The 17,849-nt window shown below is 71.8% G+C and carries 10 protein-coding genes and 1 pseudogene; 1 reads left to right on the top strand and 10 read right to left on the bottom strand.

The window, feature by feature from the left end:
* Nucleotides 1–39 precede the first annotated feature (39 nt).
* The 7 genes from OV427_RS19805 to OV427_RS19775 form a co-directional block, all read right to left on the bottom strand.
* Nucleotides 40–699 carry a hypothetical protein gene (locus OV427_RS19805; RefSeq protein ID WP_267857687.1) on the bottom strand — a complete coding sequence of 220 codons (660 nt, stop codon included), beginning with the start codon at nucleotides 697–699 and terminating at the stop codon, nucleotides 40–42.
* Between the two features lie 145 nt (nucleotides 700–844).
* Nucleotides 845–1,732, bottom strand: a complete 888-nt coding sequence (locus tag OV427_RS19800; protein WP_267857686.1) for a cupin domain-containing protein — start codon at nucleotides 1,730–1,732, stop codon at nucleotides 845–847.
* 114 nt (nucleotides 1,733–1,846) lie between these two features.
* Complete coding sequence (locus OV427_RS19795; protein ID WP_267857685.1) at nucleotides 1,847–4,570, bottom strand: hypothetical protein; 2,724 nt, start codon at nucleotides 4,568–4,570, stop codon at nucleotides 1,847–1,849.
* A gap of 44 nt (nucleotides 4,571–4,614) precedes the next feature.
* On the bottom strand, nucleotides 4,615–5,463 hold the full coding sequence (locus OV427_RS19790) for a phospholipid scramblase-related protein (protein ID WP_267857684.1): 849 nt from the start codon (nucleotides 5,461–5,463) through the stop codon (nucleotides 4,615–4,617).
* The gene (locus OV427_RS19785; RefSeq protein ID WP_267857683.1) at nucleotides 5,460–8,771 is read right to left on the bottom strand and encodes a carboxypeptidase regulatory-like domain-containing protein; all 3,312 of its coding nucleotides are present in this window, start codon (nucleotides 8,769–8,771) and stop codon (nucleotides 5,460–5,462) included. The genes OV427_RS19790 and OV427_RS19785 overlap by 4 nt, the downstream gene beginning before the upstream one ends.
* Nucleotides 8,772–8,833: 62 nt before the next feature.
* Nucleotides 8,834–9,544, bottom strand: coding sequence for a lysophospholipid acyltransferase family protein (locus OV427_RS19780; protein ID WP_267857682.1), 711 nt, complete (start codon nucleotides 9,542–9,544; stop codon nucleotides 8,834–8,836).
* 93 nt (nucleotides 9,545–9,637) lie between these two features.
* The gene (locus tag OV427_RS19775; RefSeq protein WP_267857681.1) at nucleotides 9,638–10,537 is read right to left on the bottom strand and encodes a LysR family transcriptional regulator; all 900 of its coding nucleotides are present in this window, start codon (nucleotides 10,535–10,537) and stop codon (nucleotides 9,638–9,640) included.
* Nucleotides 10,538–10,635: 98 nt separating this feature from the next.
* Here OV427_RS19775 and OV427_RS19770 point away from each other — a divergent pair, with 98 nt between their 5' ends.
* Nucleotides 10,636–11,421: an MBL fold metallo-hydrolase gene (locus tag OV427_RS19770; RefSeq protein ID WP_267857680.1), complete on the top strand. Its 786-nt coding sequence runs from the start codon at nucleotides 10,636–10,638 to the stop codon at nucleotides 11,419–11,421.
* Between the two features lie 4 nt (nucleotides 11,422–11,425).
* Here OV427_RS19770 and OV427_RS19765 read toward each other — a convergent pair whose 3' ends face one another.
* The 3 genes and pseudogenes from OV427_RS19765 to OV427_RS19755 all read right to left on the bottom strand — a co-directional run bounded on the left by OV427_RS19765 (nucleotide 11,426) and on the right by OV427_RS19755 (nucleotide 17,715).
* Nucleotides 11,426–12,994 (bottom strand): cyclic nucleotide-binding domain-containing protein, encoded by a 1,569-nt coding sequence (locus OV427_RS19765; RefSeq protein ID WP_267857679.1) that lies wholly within the window; start codon nucleotides 12,992–12,994, stop codon nucleotides 11,426–11,428.
* Between the two features lie 253 nt (nucleotides 12,995–13,247).
* Nucleotides 13,248–16,439 carry a carboxypeptidase regulatory-like domain-containing protein gene (locus tag OV427_RS19760; RefSeq protein ID WP_267857678.1) on the bottom strand — a complete coding sequence of 1,064 codons (3,192 nt, stop codon included), beginning with the start codon at nucleotides 16,437–16,439 and terminating at the stop codon, nucleotides 13,248–13,250.
* Between the two features lie 142 nt (nucleotides 16,440–16,581).
* Nucleotides 16,582–17,715: pseudogene (locus OV427_RS19755) on the bottom strand (IS30 family transposase).
* Between the last annotated feature and the right edge of the window lie 134 nt (nucleotides 17,716–17,849).

Genomic DNA, 17,849 nt, shown 5'->3' with positions numbered 1-17,849 from the left:
GGCCCGGGGAGCCGCCAGGGGTGCGTGACGGGCGTGTCCCTACCCGCGCCGCCGGGAGGCCTCGTCCCGGATGAGGACGTTGTCGGTGTGCCCGCGTCCCGCGTCGAGCCACTGGGACAGCAACTCCACCAGGCGGCGGATGGGCAACGAGGGCGGCCTGAGTGACGAGCCCTGCTCCGGGAAGGGGCCCTTGAAGATGTTGTCGGCGCTGCTCCCGCCCGGCTTGATGGGGTGCCACTTCCCCGGCGGCACGGTCCCCGGACGCTCGAAGATGCCCGGCTTGTTCCAGGGGCGCCCCGGCTTGGGGTTGAACCCGCCATTGCCGTTTCCGCCTGGGGACCTGTCGTTGCCCAGCAGGACGTTGTCTCCGTGGTCCCTGCTCCCGGAGCCGGGGCCACGCTGCGCGTGACACACCGGCCCCCTGGGGCCCTCGGAGCCACTCCCGGGCTTGAACACGTCGGGGTTGAGGCGCCCGCGCAGCTTGCCGGCCGGGTCGAAGCCGTCCGGCTTCACCTTCTGGCAGACCATCTGGGTGTTGTCCGAGTGCGAGCTCCCGGTCCGCATCGACCGGCCAATCCCGTCCCGCTGGTTCGGGTCGAGCCCCGAGATGTCGATGCGCACCTCGCGGTCCGCGGGCTCCGACGTCTTGGAGGACTTCGGCGACGGGGCGGGATTGTGACGCGGTCCGGCAATCTTCACGGGACACCTCGGCGGCACGCACCTTGTGCCACTGGGATTATGGGTGTGAGCCGTTTTGAAGTTTCCGGGGAGTTCTTTGATGTTGTGGAAACTGCAAATGGGATGAGAGCGCCGGGATTGCGCACACTGTGCGATACGGTCGGCCTCAGCGCCGGTCGCCCCGGAGTCCCGCCGAGCGCAGGTAGAAGCGCGCCGTCTGCGCGAGGAACCGCAGCGGGAGTCCCGGGTCGGACAGGGCGCGCTGCAGCTCGCCACCCAGCCCGGTGAAGAGGGCGCGGAGGACCTCCACCTTCTTCATGTCATCCAGGTCGGACGCGTACCCGAGCGCGGGCAGGCGCCGCCGCCACACGGGGTTGCTGGCGAGGTTGGCGCGCACGGCGTCCAGCACGTCCAGCAGCGTGGGGGCCAGCAGGCCGATGGAGATGGAGAGCGCGTCCTCGGGGGCCTGGGCCATGTGCCAGTGGCCGGCGGGGATGTAGATGAAGTCCCCGGCGTCCAGGGTGCGCGTCTCCACGGGCGTCGTCTCCTGCGCGGCCAGCGCGCCGCTCGGCAGTGCGTCGGGGAGCGGCACGGGGTGGAGCGTGTTCTCCCGGAGGAGGTAGTCCTTGCGGCCGGCGGTCTGGAGGATGAAGACCTCCTCCGGGTCGCAGTGCCAGCCGAAGCCGTGGTGGCCGGCGGGCGTGCAGTAGAGGTGCAGGTTGATGCGGCCGTGCAGCTCCGCGCTGAAGGTGCGCGCGAGCTGCGCCAGCCCGGCGTGGTGCTGGTCCGGCTGGCGGAGCACCAGCGTGTAGCCCTGCGCGAACAGCTCGCGGGCCTGCTTCGCGGTGGAGGGGCGCTCGCCGGTGTAGGGCACGCCCTGCCGCGCGAGGAGCAGGTCGCACTCCGTTTTCTCGACGAGCTCGTCGACGACGCTCCAGGTGCCCAGCTCGCGCAGGCGCTCCGCCGCGGCCCGTCCGGAGAAGGGCTTGCGTTGATAGTGCTCGCGCAGGAAGCGCTCGCGGGGGAAGTCGTTCAGCAGTTCTTCGAGCAGCATGCGAGGCCAGCGTAGCCGCACGCGGGCAGGCGCACGGGCCGCCCGTCGGTGTCACCCGCCAGGGATGCTTATCAGGTGACGAAGGGAGGCCCGCTCACCGCGGGCCCCCTCGTCTCAGAGTCCACCCAGCTGCGCTTGCGGATGTGCCGCCCGCAGCTGCACCAGCGACGCGAGGCAGCTCTGCCACTCACCCTTGGCCACCGAGCCGGTGAACTCGCCCAGCACTGGCGCCACCACGCGGGCGAAGGCCTCGTCCTCCAGCCCGAGGTCGCGCACCAGCTCGATGACGCGGCGCTTGGCCACGCTGGCGGACAGGCGCTTCTGCACCTCGCCCTCGCGTGCTTCCTTGGCGCGGCCCGGCGGGAGGCCGAAGAGCATCTTCCGCAGGAAGGTGCGCAGTGCCTCCACGTTGGGGAAGCGCTCGGTGGGGCCCACGGGAGCCTCCTTCGCGCCCGCGGGCTTCCAGCCCTCCGGCAGGTGCGTGGGGCGGTGCTTCTCCCAGAGCAGCCGCACGGCGAACAGGCCCACCTCGCGGTCCGCGCTCTGCATCAGCCACGCGAGCCGCTCCGCGCCGCCCAGCCGCGCGTAGTGCCGGCGGATGAGCTCCACCGCCACCTCGCGCGTGCTGCGCTTGGCGCTCTCCGAGAGGGAGAAGACCTTCACCGGGTCCAGCTCCTCCGGGTGCAGCACGTGCCGCGAGTCCGCGCCCTCCTCGCCCGCCTTCAAGAGGGCGTCATAGGCCAGGTTGCGGACCTCCTTCGCCTCGGCTTCGGCCAGCTCGTACACGCGCGTGTGCCAGCCCCAGGCGCGCAGCTCCGCGCGGGTAATCGCCAGGGCGAAGCGGCGCACGTCGTCGCGCGCGTCGAACAGCGCGGGCCACAGCTTCTCCGGCGTGTACGCCTTGCGCGGCGCGCGCGGCTTCAGCTCGTACGACTTCGACTCCGGCTGCTCCGGGCCGATGACGGGGTGGTGGCAGCGCAGGTACGTCTGCGCGAAGCCGCGCACCTGCACCGGCTGCTTCGCACCCAGCGCCAGCTCGAACAGGCGCTCCAGGCCCGCGGCCGCGTCGCCCGAGTCGCTGAAGTCCGCCGGCGCCACGTTCTCCAGCAGGTAGCGGTGCGCGAAGCCGTGCAGCTGCGGGTCCGCGCGCCGGGCCAGCGCCAGCAGCCAGGGCACGGTGAGCTGGCGCGCGCTGAACAGCTTGCGGTTGCCCAGCAGGGCCAGCGCCACGTCGCGGTGCTTCCGGCTGAAGACGAGCCCCTTCACCCGCTCCACGTCCAGCCCGGGCAGGCTGTCCGCGCGCGTGAGCCAGTTGCTCACCGTACCGCTGATGCGCGGGTGCGACGCCTTGTCCAGCAGCCACTCCGGGCCGATGGCCGAGGGCGGGTACGCGCCGAGCGCCTTCACCGCCAGCCCCTCCACCGGGTGCGGCTTCTTCTCCAGGCGCGGGTCCTCCAGCAGCTCCTTCCAGAAGGCCACGGGCAGCTCGGTGCCGGGGTACTTGGACGCGACGTAGCCCTTCACCCAGTTGAGCTGCTCGCTGGCGCCCAGGTACAGGTCGCGCAGGAAGCCGTGGGACAGCTCGGCGCGGTCGAAGGACTGCTCCAGCGACTTCGCCGCGAAGGCATTCGTCGGCTTGGACACGAGCAGCCGGCCCAGCAGTTCCACGCCCAGCTCGCGCGGGTTGCGCTTCTCCAGCGTGGCGGCGGCGAAGGCCTTCACGTCATTGGCGCCCTGGGCCACCAGTTCCGCGAGCCGCTCGGCGGGCAAGTCCTGCGCGTGGGCGCGGGCGTACTCAATCGCATACGCGCGGGCCTTGTCGCTGGGCGACATGAGCAGCGCGAGCACCGCCTCGTGCAGGCCGAGCGCGCGCAGGCGGCCCTGGTGGAACTCGGGTGAGCCCTGCAGCGTCTCCACGAGGAAGTCGTGGGCGCTGGCGAGCGGCCGGCGCGCGAGCCTGTCCAGCCACGCGGGCGTCACCTTGCGCAGCACCTCCGGGAAGTCCTTGCGCAGGCCCTGGATGGCGAAGCGTGCGGCGGGGTCCGACTGGCAGGTGTCCAAGAGGCGCATCAGCGCGTCCGGCGAGCGCTTCCACGCGTCCGGGAAGGCGCGGTGCTTCACCATGTCCGCGGGCGGCTGGATGGAGAAGGACGTGGCCGTGTAGTTGTTGGTGCCGTGCGCCCAGGTGTGGTGGGCCACCCAGACGGCGTACCAGGAGGTGTCCTGCTCGTAGTGGCGGAGGACTTCCACGGCGAACTGCGGGTACAGCTCCGGCACGGCGGCGCCCAGGTGGCGCAGGTAGCGCCACGCGCGGCGGCGCAGGTAGGTGAGGGTGCCGCCCGAGACTTCGCGGTTGTAGCCGCCCCGGCCGCGCTCCACGTCGAAGCGCCAGGCGAGGATGCCGAAGATTTCCGCGTCGTGGCGGGCCTCGGCCAGCTTGTAGATGCGCTTGAAGCCGCCCCACAGGCCGAAGCGCAGGTCCGCGCGGCGGATGAGCTCCATCAGCGCGGCGCGCGAGGCCTCGGTGCCCTTGTCGTAGAGGCCGACGAGCAGGTCCGCCAGGGCGAGCCGGGGCGGGCGGGGCACGTCCTTCTGGGAGTTGAAGCGCTGCCACGCCTCGGTGGAGGCGGTGCGCCGGCCCTCCGAGTTGTAGCGCGCCTGCGCCTGCTGCAGCGACTGGAGCAGCTTGTCGAAGGTGAAGGCATCCTTCGGCAGTGGCGTCTCGGAGGCCTTCTCGGGCTGGCCGAGGAAGGCAATGACGGCCTCGGCCAGGTCGGGCGCTTCGGCCCGGACCAGCCGCTCGAGGTCTGCTGCGCTCAGCGCATCGCTCGTGGACATAATCCTGGGGACTTAGCACAGCCTTCCGGGGGCGTGCCTCACCCTCACTTCCAGAAATCGAAGATGTCGAAGCCGGCGCCGAAGCTGGACTTGCGGCTGCGGTTGTCGAAGTACGTCAGGTCCACCAGGAGCGCCACGGCCAGCACCATCTGCCGCAGCCGGGCGTCGGCGCAGTCCGGCTTGAACTCCAGGGTGAAGGTGTCCGCGTCGGTGAAGGTCTCCTGCAGCAGGCCGCTCCACCGCTTGCGGACGACGGCCACCTCCACGCCGCGCTGGAGGATGCGGAACGTCCAGGGCCGGAACAGCGGTCCCTCCACCGTGGCGATGACGGCGCCGCCCGGCGTCACCACGTCGAAGCGCCGGCCGAAGAAGGTGAAGCGCTGCTGGATGGTGGCCAGCGGCCGCCCGTCCCACGCCTCCACGTTCGCCCGGGAGAAGAGGAAGCTCCACGGCCGCTCTATCGCGAGCGCCACCGTGCCGCCCAGCGTCATGCACTCCAGCCGCGCCTTGTAGAAGGGCCAGAAGTTGCGCACCAGCGCCGAGCCCCAGCCGCTCCCCGTCTCGCCCACGTACACCGCCGGCCGGCCCGTCGGGTCGCAGACCTCGTAGCGGTTCTTCGACTCCCAGCCGATGAGGATTTCCGCCAGCTCGCGCATCTGCCGCATGCGCAGCTCGGGGGCCTCGAACATGCCCGCAAGCTGCATGCGCAGCTCGTGGCTCATGTAGCGCGGGTCTCCCGGTGGCCCCTTGCCCGGCTCCCCGACCGGCACCTCCGCGAGGAGCGCGGCGTCCGCCGTGGCGACGTCCCCCGAGGGCGACGGCGAGCGCTGCTCGCGGCCACCCCAGTCCAGCTCCAGCTCCTGGGTGTCCGCGAGCTTGGGTTTGTTGCTCATGGTTGCGATTCTATCGCTACCGGCCGCCACACGGGAGCCACGTCCCGGACGAGGCTCTCCCCCTCGGACACGTCCAGCTCCTCGCGGTGGATTTCGGACTGCTCGGGCTTGAGCTGGCTGAGGAGGAGGAAGGTGTAGTGCCCGGAGGGGAGGCGCTCGTAGAAGAGAGCGCCGTCCGGGCCGAAGCCCGTGCGCGGGATGGTGAGGTACACCAGGGAGCGCAGCTCCAGGCGGGTGGTCGTGGGGGGCACGGTGCCGGGGACGAGCCGGTAGCTCAGCCGCCGCTGCATGCGCTCCTGCGCGTCCACCCGCAAGCGCAGCTGGAGGGAGGCGCTCCCCGCCCGCTCCGTGAGGGCCACCGTCACGCGCCCCCCGGGGGGCAGGCGCACGCGCTGGGGAAGGAACTCCATCTGGCGTCCCTCCGCGGTCTCCTTCGCGAAGGCGTGCACCCCGTAGTCCCCGGGGGGCAGGGCGTCCAGGTGGAAGCGGCCCCGGGAGACCTGGGCCGAGAAGGTGGAGCCGTTGGCCACGAGCTCCACCGGGTTGCCGTCTTGCGCGCCCAGGGGCACCAGCATGACGCCCGTGTCCACGGGGCGGCCCTCGGCGTCCGTCAGGGTGCCCTCCACCCTCGCTCCGGGGTAGAGGCGCACCTCCAGTAGCTCGTCATCCGCTCCAACGTGTTGGCGCTGGTGCGGATAGCCCTCGCGCGACAGGACCAGCTCCAGGGGACGCGCCTCCAGCAGTGGCAGCGTGAAGGTGCCGTCCGCGGCGGTGGTCTCCATGACGAGGGACTCGCGCTGGCCCATCCCCGTCTCATCACCCGGGAACACCACCCGGACCACCACTGCGGCGAGAGGCTGGGACGTCTGCGCGTCCAGCACGCGGCCGCGCACATGGCGCCCCGGCTCCAGCCGCACGTCGCCCAGGTCCAAATCCCTGCCGGGCGGAACGTCCACCTCGCGCACGGCCAGGGTGAGGCCGGGCGCGTCGAAGTGCAGTTGGAACGCGCCCGAGCGCTCCATGGCGAGGCGGAAGGCGCCGTCGGGGCTGCGGAAGTCCTCCTGGTTGACGGTGAAGCGCACGACGGGCGTGCCGTCCCGGTGCACCACGCGTCCGACGACATAGCCCTGGTAGCGCAGCACCAGCCGCGCGTCCGTTTCGCCCGCGCGAGACACGACGCCCGGCCGCAGCGGGGATTCTTCCGTCGCGGGCTCCTGGAAGATGTAGCCCGGCTTCTCCGCCCTCAGCACGCACGGGCCCTCTGGCAGGTGGTGCACGGTGAAGCGCCCGTCCGGGCCCGTCTTCGCGGTGGAGGGCGAGTAGCCCTCGTCGTCCTCGGACTGCTCGCGCACGGTGTACGCCTCCACCTCGGCGTCCGGCATGGGGCGGCCCTGCTCGTCCACGACGACGCCCGACACGGACTTCCCCGTGTCCATCCGCAGCGACGCCTCCACTGTCTCCGTGCCCCGGACGGACACGGTGCGCGAGGCCCTGTGGACGAACGCGCCCATGTCCAGCGACGCATGCAACACGTAGGTGCCGGGAGGCAGCCCGCCGAGGGTGAAGCGGCCCCGCTCCTCGCTCGTCGTCTCCAGCACCCGGCCCTGGGCGTCCGGGCCGAGCTGCACGGTCAGCTCGACCTGCTCGAGCGGCTTGCCGCGGGCGTCCGTCACCGCGCCCTCCAGCGTGCCGCCGCCGCGCAGCCGCAGCTGGAGGCCGGAGGCCGGCGCGTCCACCTCCATGCGCGCCGGAAGGAAGCTGTCGCCGCTGGCGGTGAGGGTGTAGCGCCCCGGCTCGGGCAGCTCGATGAGGAAGCCACCCTCCTCGTCGGTGAACACGCTGGACGACTCGCCCGAGAGCTCCACGTCGTCATCGGGCCCGGTGTCTTTCGCGCTCTCCTCCCTGGGAATGGGGATGCCGTGGTGGAGCAGGCGGGGAGCGCGGGCCGCGGGGCGCATTGCCTCCACCTCGATGTCCTCCAGCGGGCGGCCCTCCGTGTCGGTGACGATGCCGGCGAGGACGTGGGCGCGCTGGAGGGTGAAGGACAGGGGCGACGGGGACGTGGACACCTGCACGCCCTGCGTCTCCAGCTCGCGGTAGCCCTCCGCATCCACGCCGAAGGTGTGCGTGCCCGGGGCAATGGGGCCCAGGCGGAAGCGGCCATCCGGCCCGGTGGTGGCTTCTCCGAATGGGGGGGCCTTCGCCTCCGAGTGCGCGGTGACGGACGCGTCGGAGATGGGCTGCCCGGCCTCGTCCAGCACCACACCTTCGGCGAAGACGAGCGTGCCCAGGTGCACCGTGGCCTCCGCGTCGGGGCCCCCCTCGGAGAGGCTCACGCTGGCGAAGCCGTGCTGACCGTCGCGCTCCGCGAGCACGTCGTAGTCGCCGGGCGCGAGCGGCCCGAAGGCGAAGCGGCCCTCACCGTCTGTCACCCCGACGAGCGATGCCGCGGGGACGCGCACCTCGGCGCCGGGGGCCGGCGTGCCGTTCGCGAGCAGCACCCGGCCGGTGAGCTGCCGGGGCGGGTGGAGGACGAGGGGGTCCAGTTCCTCGTAGGCCGTGTCCGGCACATAGGCCGGCATCAGGCCGGGGCTGGATGCGACGAGGCCATAGTCGCCGTCGGGCAGCGGGCCGAAGGAGAAGCGGCCGTCGGCGCCGGTGGTGGCGGTGAAGTAGCGCGAGTGCGCCTGGTGGAAGAGCGTCACCTTCGTGCCGGACAGCGGTGCGCCGGACTCGGCCACGACGCGGCCCGCGAGCGAGAGCCCTTCGTCCAGCGCCAGCACCACGTCGTCGCGGCCCGTCGCCACCTCGGGCTCCATGGCGGAGCCGCGCGGGCCGAGCGCCCAGAGGGCCACGGTGCCCTCGGGCAGCGCATCGAGCTGGAAGGTGCCGTCCGCCGCCGTGGTCCCCCGCGCGAGGATGGGCGCGCCGCCGCGCTCCTCGGCGATGAGGTCCAGGACGAGCGCGCTGGACTCGCTGCCGCAGTCGGGAGAGGTCAGCGACAGCTCGGGGGACTCCTCGTCACAGGGAAGCCGGGACAGCGACTCGCCGGGCAGCGCCTGGGTGGCGGAGACCTGGACGCCCGCGACGGGCTGGCCCTCCCTGTCCACGACGCGCCCGCGCAGGGACAGCGCGCCGCGCGGCGGCGGGGTGGGGACGCTGGGGCCGGGGAGCGTGCGGGACGTGGGGCGCGTGACGGTGGGGGCGGGCACTTCCGTCGCGGTGCCACCGCGGAACTGGAGCAGCGCCACGGCGACGCCCAGCGCGAGCACGCCGAGTGCGATGACCACCGCCGACGGCTTCCGCATGGCGCCCTCCCGGAGGGCCTACGGTAGCAGGCCCGGTGGCACCGGGTCGCCAGGCGAGCAGGCTACGCCTGCGAGGGAGCGGACACTCCCGACTCCAGCCGGGCCTTCTCCGCGATGATGAGGTCCCGGACGTGTTCGCGCAGGGTGGGCACGTCGGGGAAGGCGCACGGGTCCACCGGAGGCATGACCTGCACGTGGCAGTGGGACTGGGTGTCCAGCACCCAGCCGTGCTTGGGCAGCGTGCGCGCGGTGCCGGTGAGGACCACGGGGATGATGGGACACTTCATCTTCATGGCCAGCACGAAGGCGCCGTCCTTGAAGGGCTTCACCTGCCCGTCGAAGGAGCGCGTGCCCTCCGGGAACATGAGGATGGGCACGCCGCGCGACAGCCAGTACTCACAGCCGCGCATCATCTTCGCGATGCTCACCCTGTCCCCGCGAATCAGCGGGACGTAGCGGTTGAGGCGCATGTTCCAGCCGATGAGGGGCAGCCGGAAGTTCTCCGCCTTGGAGACCCACTTGAAGGGGCGGTAGAGGCCGAAGAGGACGAGGATGTCGCCGAGCGACTCGTGGTTGGACACCAGCACCGCGGGCCCGCGCCAGGGCAGGCGCTCGCGGCCGTCCACGCGCAGGCGCCACAGCGGATTCACGTAGAAGTAGAGCTGCGCCCAGAAACACGAATACAGGTGCAACACCCGCCCGTCCCGGTCGAACGGAAGCGTGACGAGCCAGATGAGCACGGCCCCCACGAAGAGCACCGTGCTGGAGAGCACCAGGAACGACCAGAAGAGGATGGAGAGTAGGAGTCGGATGGCGCGCGCAGTGTGCCACAGCCGTGCGCGCGGGAGGGAAGAGGAGTTGATGCCTCAGGGCCCCGGCGGCCCGGCCTTCGCGAGCAGGTCCACGAAGGCGGTGAGGTACGGCGCGGGACGCACCGTGCGCGGCCAGGCCGCGTGCCAGTGGCGGCGCAGGCCCTGCCGCGTCACCCGCACCGCGGCGAGCGTGCCTCGCGCCAATTCCGGAGCGATGGCCCAGCGCGCGAGCACCGCCACGCCGAGCCCGGCCTTCGTCATCTCCACCATGGCCTCCGTCAGCTCCACGCGGGACACGCGCGCCGGAGTGACACCCGCGGGCACCAGCACCTGCTGGAAGAGGGTGCTGTGCGTGAGGGGGATGCTGTAGAGCAGCACGTGCTCGCGGGCGAAGTCCTCCGCGTGCAGCACGCGCTTCTTCGCCAGCGGATGGTCCGGGGCCATGACGGCGACCAATTCGTCCTCGAAGAGCGGGGCGCCGGTGAGGCGGCGGTGGCGGACGGGCTCGCTGACGATGCCCAGGTCCAGCTCTCCCGCGAGCAGCGCTTCCACGGGACGGCGCGTGGCGTCCACGGCGATGCGGACCTCGACGCCGGAGTGCTTCGCGGAGAAGCGCCGCAGTACCGAGGGCAGCCAGTGGTAGGCGGTGTAGCACTCGGTGGCGAGGCGCAAGAGGCCGCGTGACTCCTGGGAGAGGCGGGAGACCTCGGCCTCGGCGGCGTCCACCTCGGCGACGACCTTGCGCGCGGCCTCCAGCACGCGCTTGCCGGGGCCGGTGAGGACCATGCGGCGGCCCTGTCGCTGGAAGAGCTCGGCGCCGAGGCGCTCCTCCACGTCGCGGAGCTGGTGGCTCAGCGCGGGCTGCGACAGGTGCAGCACGCGGGCGGCCGCCGTCACGGAGCCGGTGTCCACCACCGCCGCCACGAGTCGCAGGTGTCTGACGTCCAGGACCATCCATTCGATTCTGTCATGGATTCATGCGGACGATGCGCTGGATGCATGTGGGTAGGTTGGGGATAAGTGACGCGTTCCCTCGCTTCGAGGTGCCCTGCATGAGCCTGAAGACGCAGTCCCTGGCCCCGGATGTCCTGGTCGTCATCGGGGAGACGTATGCCTCCAATGCCACCCTGTTCCTGGATGGGCGCGACGTGCTGATGGTGGATGCGCTCGGCAGCCGGGCGGACGCGCTGGCGCTGCGGCGCTTCGTCCATGAGGAGTTGAATGCCCGGGTGCGGCTGGCGGTGTGCACGCACGGGTTCAGTGACCACCTGGCGGCGCTCCAGGAGTTCCCCGAGGCGCTGGTGATTGCGCACGAGCGCTTCGAGGAGACGTTCCAGGCGGAGCGGTTCCGCTCGGAGGAGGAGTCGCGGTTCTTCCGGGCGCCGGAATTGCGGCTCGGTGGGCCGATGCACCTGCGGTGGGGGCGGTATGCGCTGGAGGTGTTCCCGAATGCGGGGCACACGGCGAGCACGTTGAACATCGATGTGCCCTCGCTGGACCTGCTGTTCTCCGCGGACACGGCGGTGGGGCACATGGCGTACATCGCGTACGGGGTGCCGGAGGCCATCGACGCGGCGCTGGGGCGCTCGGAGGCGCGGGGACGCTCGCGCGTCATCCAGGGGCACGGCGGGGTGGTGTCACCGAGGACGCTGGGCTCGGCGCGGCACTACTTGCGAGCACTGGAGGGCGCGGTGCGTGGGGCCCGTGGGGTGCCGGAGCGGGTGCGGGGGATTCCCTTGGGTGCGTGCCTGCCGGCGGACGTGCGGGGCAGTGACTTCGAGATGTTCTTCCACTCGCGGAACCTGGACGAGGTGGTGGCTCGGCGGTTGTGGGCGTGAGGGGTCACGCCGCCGCGCGGGGCTGCTCCAGGACGACGCGCGGCAGGGGCAGGGCCTGCGGGAGGCTCGTCTCCACCGCGAGGAGCAGCTCCGGCGACGCGAGGCGGGGGAGGACGACGAGCTGCGTGCTCTCCTGCGCCACCACGCGCAGCGGGCGCTCCACCTCCAGCAGCATCGTGCCCCGCGCCGTCATCCTCGGCGCCGCGTGCGTCAGCTCCACCGCGCCCGCCAGCACCAACAGGTACGAGCCCGGCTCCAGCAGCCGCTCCTGCCGCGGCGCCAGCTCCACCTGCTCGCCGCGCTGCAGCCAGCCAAGCCGCGCCTTGCGGCCCAGCTTCGCGTAGCGGTCCATCCCCCGCACCAGGTCGTCGAAGCGCCGCTCCGCGAAGGTGCCCCACACGCTGCGCCGCAGCCCCGCGTCCGCCGCCAGCAGCGGCAGCAGCGCCGCGCGCGGAATCCGCACCAGCGTGGACGCCGCCGCCGTGCGCACCGAGGCCGAGCGCCGCTCGCCCCCCAGCATCGCAATCTCCCCGAACACCGTCCCGCTGCCGAGCTGGTTCACCACCCCCTCCTCGCCCCCGCCGTTCTCCGCCAGCACGTAGGCCGCGCCCCGCGCCAGCAGGTACAGCTCGTCGCTCGCGTCACCCTTGCGGAACACGTAGCGGCCCGCGGGCAGCTCCATCACCTGCGCGCTCGCGGCCAGCGACTCCAGCGCCTGCGTGCCGAAGCGCGCGAACAGCGGGGACGCCCTCAGCTGCCGCACCACCTCCGAGCGCCGCAGCTTCGCGCCGCCGGGCAGCCGCCGCGCCAGGGCCCGCAGCGCGTCCATCGGCTTGCGCAGCGAGCGGCCGACCAGCACGCTCAGCACGCTCAGGATGTTGGCCGCCGTCGCCGGCACCAGCGTCACCAGCCCGTGCCCGTTCACGTAGCCGGGGTTGGCCTCCATGAAGTAGCGCGCGGCCGGCTTGTCGCACTGGCGCCAGTAGTCCCGCTCCACCTCGGACTCGCGCGTGCGCCAGCCCACCTCGCGCAGCAGCGGGTTGGCCGCGTCCACCTTCTCCAGGCCGAACTCCGTGGCCAGCCCGTCCATGAAGGCCAGCAGCTGCGGCGGCACCGGCTGCTCGCGGCGCGGCCACACCTCGCCGCAGTACTTGGCGAACAGCGCGTAGCTCGACGGGTGCACCAGCGAGCCCATGTAGTACGCGGGCCGGCCCGGGTGCCGCAGCATGTACTTGAGCACCAGCGACAGCCCGAAGCGCGTGTTGGTGTTCGCCCCCCGGTACGCCCGCAGCGAGCCCGCTTCCGCGCGGAACACCGCCGTCGTCACGCCGTTGAGCGGCTTCTCGAAGACGTGCATCGCGAAGTAGCCGACGATGTCGCCCGCCTCGTTCTTGTGGACCTGAATCCAGGTCTGCTCCGCCTTGGACTCCACCACGTACTTCGCGAACGACTCCCGCTCCACGCCGTCGAAGATCTGCTGGTGGACGGCGTACAGCGCGTCCGTCAGGCGCGCCCGGGCCTCCAGGGACAGGGACTTGGGGACGATGATTTCGGTGCTCGCGATACGGGGCATGGCGGCTCCTCCCGGCTCTGCTGGCGGGCACCTTGTGCAATCGCGCGGCCATGCTCCGGGCGCGCTGTGACGGGTAGGGATTCCCGAGGGAAACCGTTCCAGCCGTGTGGGGAGGACGACGGAGAGGGGGGCCCGTGTGCGTCGGGAGGGAACGCGGGCGCGTGCGTGGGCGACGCCGACCCGTGGGATGGGCCCGGCCGCGTTGCTGGAGGACGCGCGAGCGTGCGCGGGCGACGCGGGGGGCCGGCGTCCCTCAGAACCCGTCGAACACGAAGAGCTGCCAGGCAGGCGTCACCTCACGCACCAGGTGGCCCTCCGCGGGAAGGTCAATCTCCTCGCGGTGGAAGGCCTGCAGCGAGCGCTCCACGAGGAAGAGCGTGGCCCGTCCCGGCGGCAGGTTCCGGTACGTCACGGTGCCCGGGAGCACTCCCTCGTACGGAAAGGCGCGGGCCTCCACGGGAGGAAAGTCCCGGAACAGGCGGGGGGCAGGCGCGACGCCCGGGAACAGGATGCTGAACCTCACGGAGTCGTCCACGCGCAGCTCCAGCGTGGCCCCCGTGCTCCGCGCCACCAGGTCGAGCTTCACCTGGCCGCTGGCGGGAAGCTGCACGTCCTGAGGGTCGAAGACGGTGGAGCCTCGCCGGATGCCGGGAGCGAAGGCGTACACCCGGTAGCTCCCGGGCTCCAGGCCGCGGTGGATGCCCGAGCCATTCGGAATCGAGTAGGGGCGCATCGTCAGGGGCTCTCCCCGCCGGTCCAGGTAGAGGTTGGCGTCCATCGGCTTTCCCTGGGCGTCACGGACGGAGACCTCCACGCTGGCGCCCTGGTCGAGACGCACCGTCAGTCCCTCCTCGTCGCCCGCCCCGAGGTCGAGACGCTGGGAGCGGTAGTGGTCCGCTTCCACGAAGAGCTGGAGCGGGCCGGGCTCCACGGAGGGCAGTGAGAAGTTTCCGTCCGCATCCGTCGTCACCGCGCCCCGGTGCCGCTCGATGGGCACGGTGCTGATTCGTGCGCGGGTGGCGAGGACACTGACTCCCTCCAGGGGCTCGCCCGTCTCCGCGTCCAGCACCCGGCCCGACACCCGGCGGCCCGCGCCCAGCCGAATCTCCCCCAGGTCCACGTCGGTGCCCGCCTGCGCCTCCACCTCGCGCAGCACCGTGGCCATTCCCTTCGCGGTGAACTCCATGCGCCAGGTGCCCGACGTCTCGATGGGACGGGAGAAGACTCCGTGCGGGTCCGCTGCTTCCTTCCCGTTCAGGCTGAAGCGCGTCAGCGGCGCGCCGTCCGGACCGGTGAGCCGTCCATGGATGCGGCCCAGGTGCTCCAGCACGAGTCGCACCTCGGGAGCTCCGGCGCGTACGAGCAGCCGCTTGAGCTCCGGCTGACCTCCCTCCGAGCGCGAGGGCGCGAAGCGAAGGCCGTTCGCGAGGACTTCCAGCCAGACCTCCTCTGTCTGGAGGTGCCGCAGCGTGAAGCGGCCATCCGCCCCGGTGAGGGTGAAGGGAGGCAGCCCTCCAAACTCATCGCCGCGCCGCCATGCGGGCGTGGCCCCCTGGGGAAGCCTCGTGTGCACGCTGACTCCGGCCACGGGCTGGCCGGTCTCGTCCACCGCGAGCCCCGTGAGCGTCCACCCCGCCTCCAGCCGCAAGGACACCTCCACCGCTTCGCGCTCGCGCAGCTCGATGGGTCGGGACGTGGAGCGCTCCACCCCGCCCGACACGTGCGTTGCCTCGAGCACGAAGCGGCCCTGCTCCAGGCTCCGGATTGAGAAGTGCCCCCGTGCGTCCGTGGTGTCCAGGTACATGGACCTCACGCTCTGTCCCTCGCGCCACAGCTCCACCCGGGCACCGGGGATGGGCGCATCCCGCTCGTCGGTGAGCGTCCCCGACACGCGGGTCTTGCGAGGCAGCACCACCCGGACGTTCGACGACGGGGCCGTGACGAGCTGTTGCTCGCGGATGAGCTCGTCCCCGGTCCGGACGTCGAGGTTGAAGGCCCCCGGCGCGGGAGCCTCCATCCGGAAGAGGCCCTCCTCGTCCGAAATGGTGAAGCCGACGCTGTAGGTCTCGCCGTCTCCGTCCTCGACGTATTGCTCGAGTTTCAGGACGGCGTTGGCCTCCGGATGGCCTTCATCGTCGACGACCACGCCTTCGATGGGGACGGTGGCCGCGAGCGTGAAGTCCACGCGGACATTCCCTGGCCCGGACTCCACGCGCTGGGAGTCACCGCGATACCGGGATGCGCTGACCCTGACGCTGATGGGGCCAGGTTCCATGGGGCCGAGCCGGTAGTGGCCCTCGGCGTCCGTGGAGGCTTCGTACCCCTTGCCGGCCACGAATGCTCCGGAAACGGGGTGACCGGCCTCGTCACGGACGGTGCCCTCCACGAGCAGCGCGCTGCCCAGCTCCAGGATGACCTCGGGTGGAAACGCTTCTTGTTCCACCTGGAGCGAGGCGTGTTGTCCGCCCCGTGTGGCCGTGAGCAGGTACGCGGAGGAGGACCACAGCCCGTCGAAGGTGAAGCGGCCCTCCGCGTCCGTGGTGGTCAGGCGATCCGGGTGGACTCCATTCTGCTTGCCGTCGTCGAGCTCGGGCCAGAGCTCCGCCCGGACCTGGACGTCGGGCGTGGGCCGGCCGTTGCTCAGGACGCGGCCGATGAGACGGCGCGGACGGTCGAGCACCACCTGCTCATGCTCGGTCCCCTGCGCGAGCTCCGGAGTCCAGCCCTCCTTCGAGACGGCGACGCGGTAGCTCGCGAGCGGCAGCGGGCCGAGGCGGTAGCGGCCGTCCGCCCCGCTCTCCGTGTCGAAGAAGCGGGTGTGCTCCGTGTGCACCGCTGTCACCCGCGCCCCGGCCAGCAGGGCTCCGTCCTCGCTGGAGACGGTGCCCTCCAGCGTGAGGCCCTCGCCGAGCGTCAGGGTGAGGCCCTCCTTCCCGGCCGCGACGTCCGGCCACATGCTCGCGCCGCGCGCGTCCACCGCCCAGAGCGCGAAGCTTCCGGAGGGCAGCCCGTCGAGGGAGAAGGTGCCGTCCTCCGTGGTGGAGGTCTCCGCATATGTGGGGGCTTCGCCCTCGCGCCCGAGGACGAAGTCCACCACTGCGCTCGCGGCTTCGTTCATGCAGTTCGGGAGCTTCTGGCGCCACTCGCGCCGCTGGAGCACTTCGCCGCAGGACAGCTCCGACAGCGTCTGCCCGGGCTGGGGCCTCGTGGCGAAGACGTGCACTCCGGCGAGCGGGCCACCGCCCCCAAGCACGACGCCACGGATGCGCAGGTCGCCGTCCGTGCGCGGTGAAGGCGCTGCCAGGACGAAGCCCGTGCTCTCGCGGGCAGGGCGTGTCACCTGCTCCGGTGCCGAAGGCGTCGTCGGCCGGCTCAGGGCGATGCCCAGTCCTACCGCCATGGCCAGTACTCCCGTGGCCACCGCGAGCCCCGTCCCCTTGCGCATGCTCCCTCCGCGAATCGCCCGCGAGTGTAGCAGCGCGGAGTGGTGGCTCGGGCGGGGGAAGCGTCCGGTGCATCCACGCATGGGCAGGGGGATGGGGTAACGGCGTACTGTTCGGAAATGTCGGGGGTTTTGTGGGGCGGTCTCAACCGGTCATCGCAACGGCTCGGGCGAATACCTCGGCGGGGGTGTGCCAGTCGAGTGTCTGGCGCGGGCGGCTGTTGAGTTGGGCGGCGATAGCATCGAGTTGCTGCGCGCAGAGGTGGCTCAAGTCCATGCCCTTGGGCATGTACTGGCGCAGCAGGCCGTTGGTGTTCTCGTTGCTGCCGCGCTGCCAGGGGCTGTGCGGGTCGCAGAAGTAGACTTGCACGGCGGTGTCGAGGGTGAAGCGCACGTGCTCGGACATCTCCTTGCCCTAGTCCCAGGTGAGGCTGCGGCGCAGGGCGTCAGGCAGCTGGCCAATCTTGTGGGTGAGGGCCTGGCGCACGTGGCCCGCGGTGCGGCCCTCGGGCAGGTGCAGCAGCATGACGTAGCGGCTGTGGCGCTCCACCAGCGTGCCCACCGCGGACTTGCCTTGCTTACCGAGGATGAGGTCACCCTCCCAATGGCCTGGCACGGCCCTGTCTTCGACTTCGGGTGGACGCGCGCTCAGCATCAGCTTGTCCGGCAACTGGCCGCGTAGGTCCGTGCGCCCCTGGGGCCGGCGCTGGGTGCGGCCCGTGCGCAGACACGCGGTGAGCTCCTTGCGCAGGGCGCCGCGCGTCTGGACGTAGAGGCTGCGGTAAAGGGTTTCGTGGGACACGTGCAGCTCGGGGCAGTGCGGGAAGTCTCGCTTGAGACTGGCGGCAACCTGCTGAGGACTCCAGCACTCCTCCAGCCGCCGCTCCACCTCCTGGCGCAGCCGTGGGTACTCCTGCAGCTTCGTGTGCTTGGGACGCCGTGCCCGGTGCGTTGCGCCCCGCTCGCCGCGCCACGCCCGGTAGCGCTTGCGCCCACCGGTACGGGCCACTTCACGGCTGAGCGTGGAGGCCGCCCGGCCCAGGCGCCTCGCGATGGCACGCAGCGAGTCGCCCGCCCGCAGCCCCCGCGAGATTTCCTCGCGCTCCTGCACCGACAGCTGCAAAGCGGAACGCACGTGGGCCCTCTGCATCATGCTGCCCGCCCCAGGGCGCAGCCGCTGCAGCGTGCGCTCACTCACCCCTGCCGCCCGCGCTGCCGCCTCCAGCGTCTGCCCGGCCGCTACCGAGCGCCGCACCGCCAGCCAGTCCTCTGCACTCATCCTGCCGAGCTTGCCTCGCCTCTGCACCGGACACCTCCCCGGATGCACGCCGCTATGCCGTGCATCCCGACTGGTGCGTTCACCGGTTGAGACCGCCCCGCAAAACCCCCGACATTTCCGAACAGGACGGTCTC

The sequence above is a fragment of the Pyxidicoccus sp. MSG2 genome (genome assembly GCF_026626705.1).
Classification (GTDB): domain Bacteria; phylum Myxococcota; class Myxococcia; order Myxococcales; family Myxococcaceae; genus Myxococcus.
The sequence above is the reverse complement of the archived record's forward strand: the minus strand, read 5'-3'. Positions and strand labels throughout refer to the sequence as shown.

What these genes read in the sequence shown, in the direction of transcription:
- OV427_RS19800 (WP_267857686.1), bottom strand. Translation starts at nt 1,732, where the DNA reads ATGCTGCTCGAAGAACTGCTGAACGACTTCCCCCGCGAGCGCTTCCTG.
- OV427_RS19795 (WP_267857685.1), bottom strand. Translation starts at nt 4,570, where the DNA reads ATGTCCACGAGCGATGCGCTGAGCGCAGCAGACCTCGAGCGGCTGGTC.
- OV427_RS19790 (WP_267857684.1), bottom strand. Translation starts at nt 5,463, where the DNA reads ATGAGCAACAAACCCAAGCTCGCGGACACCCAGGAGCTGGAGCTGGAC.
- OV427_RS19785 (WP_267857683.1), bottom strand. Translation starts at nt 8,771, where the DNA reads ATGCGGAAGCCGTCGGCGGTGGTCATCGCACTCGGCGTGCTCGCGCTG.
- OV427_RS19775 (WP_267857681.1), bottom strand. Translation starts at nt 10,537, where the DNA reads ATGGTCCTGGACGTCAGACACCTGCGACTCGTGGCGGCGGTGGTGGAC.
- OV427_RS19770 (WP_267857680.1), top strand. Translation starts at nt 10,636, where the DNA reads ATGAGCCTGAAGACGCAGTCCCTGGCCCCGGATGTCCTGGTCGTCATC.
- OV427_RS19765 (WP_267857679.1), bottom strand. Translation starts at nt 12,994, where the DNA reads ATGCCCCGTATCGCGAGCACCGAAATCATCGTCCCCAAGTCCCTGTCC.
- OV427_RS19760 (WP_267857678.1), bottom strand. Translation starts at nt 16,439, where the DNA reads ATGCGCAAGGGGACGGGGCTCGCGGTGGCCACGGGAGTACTGGCCATG.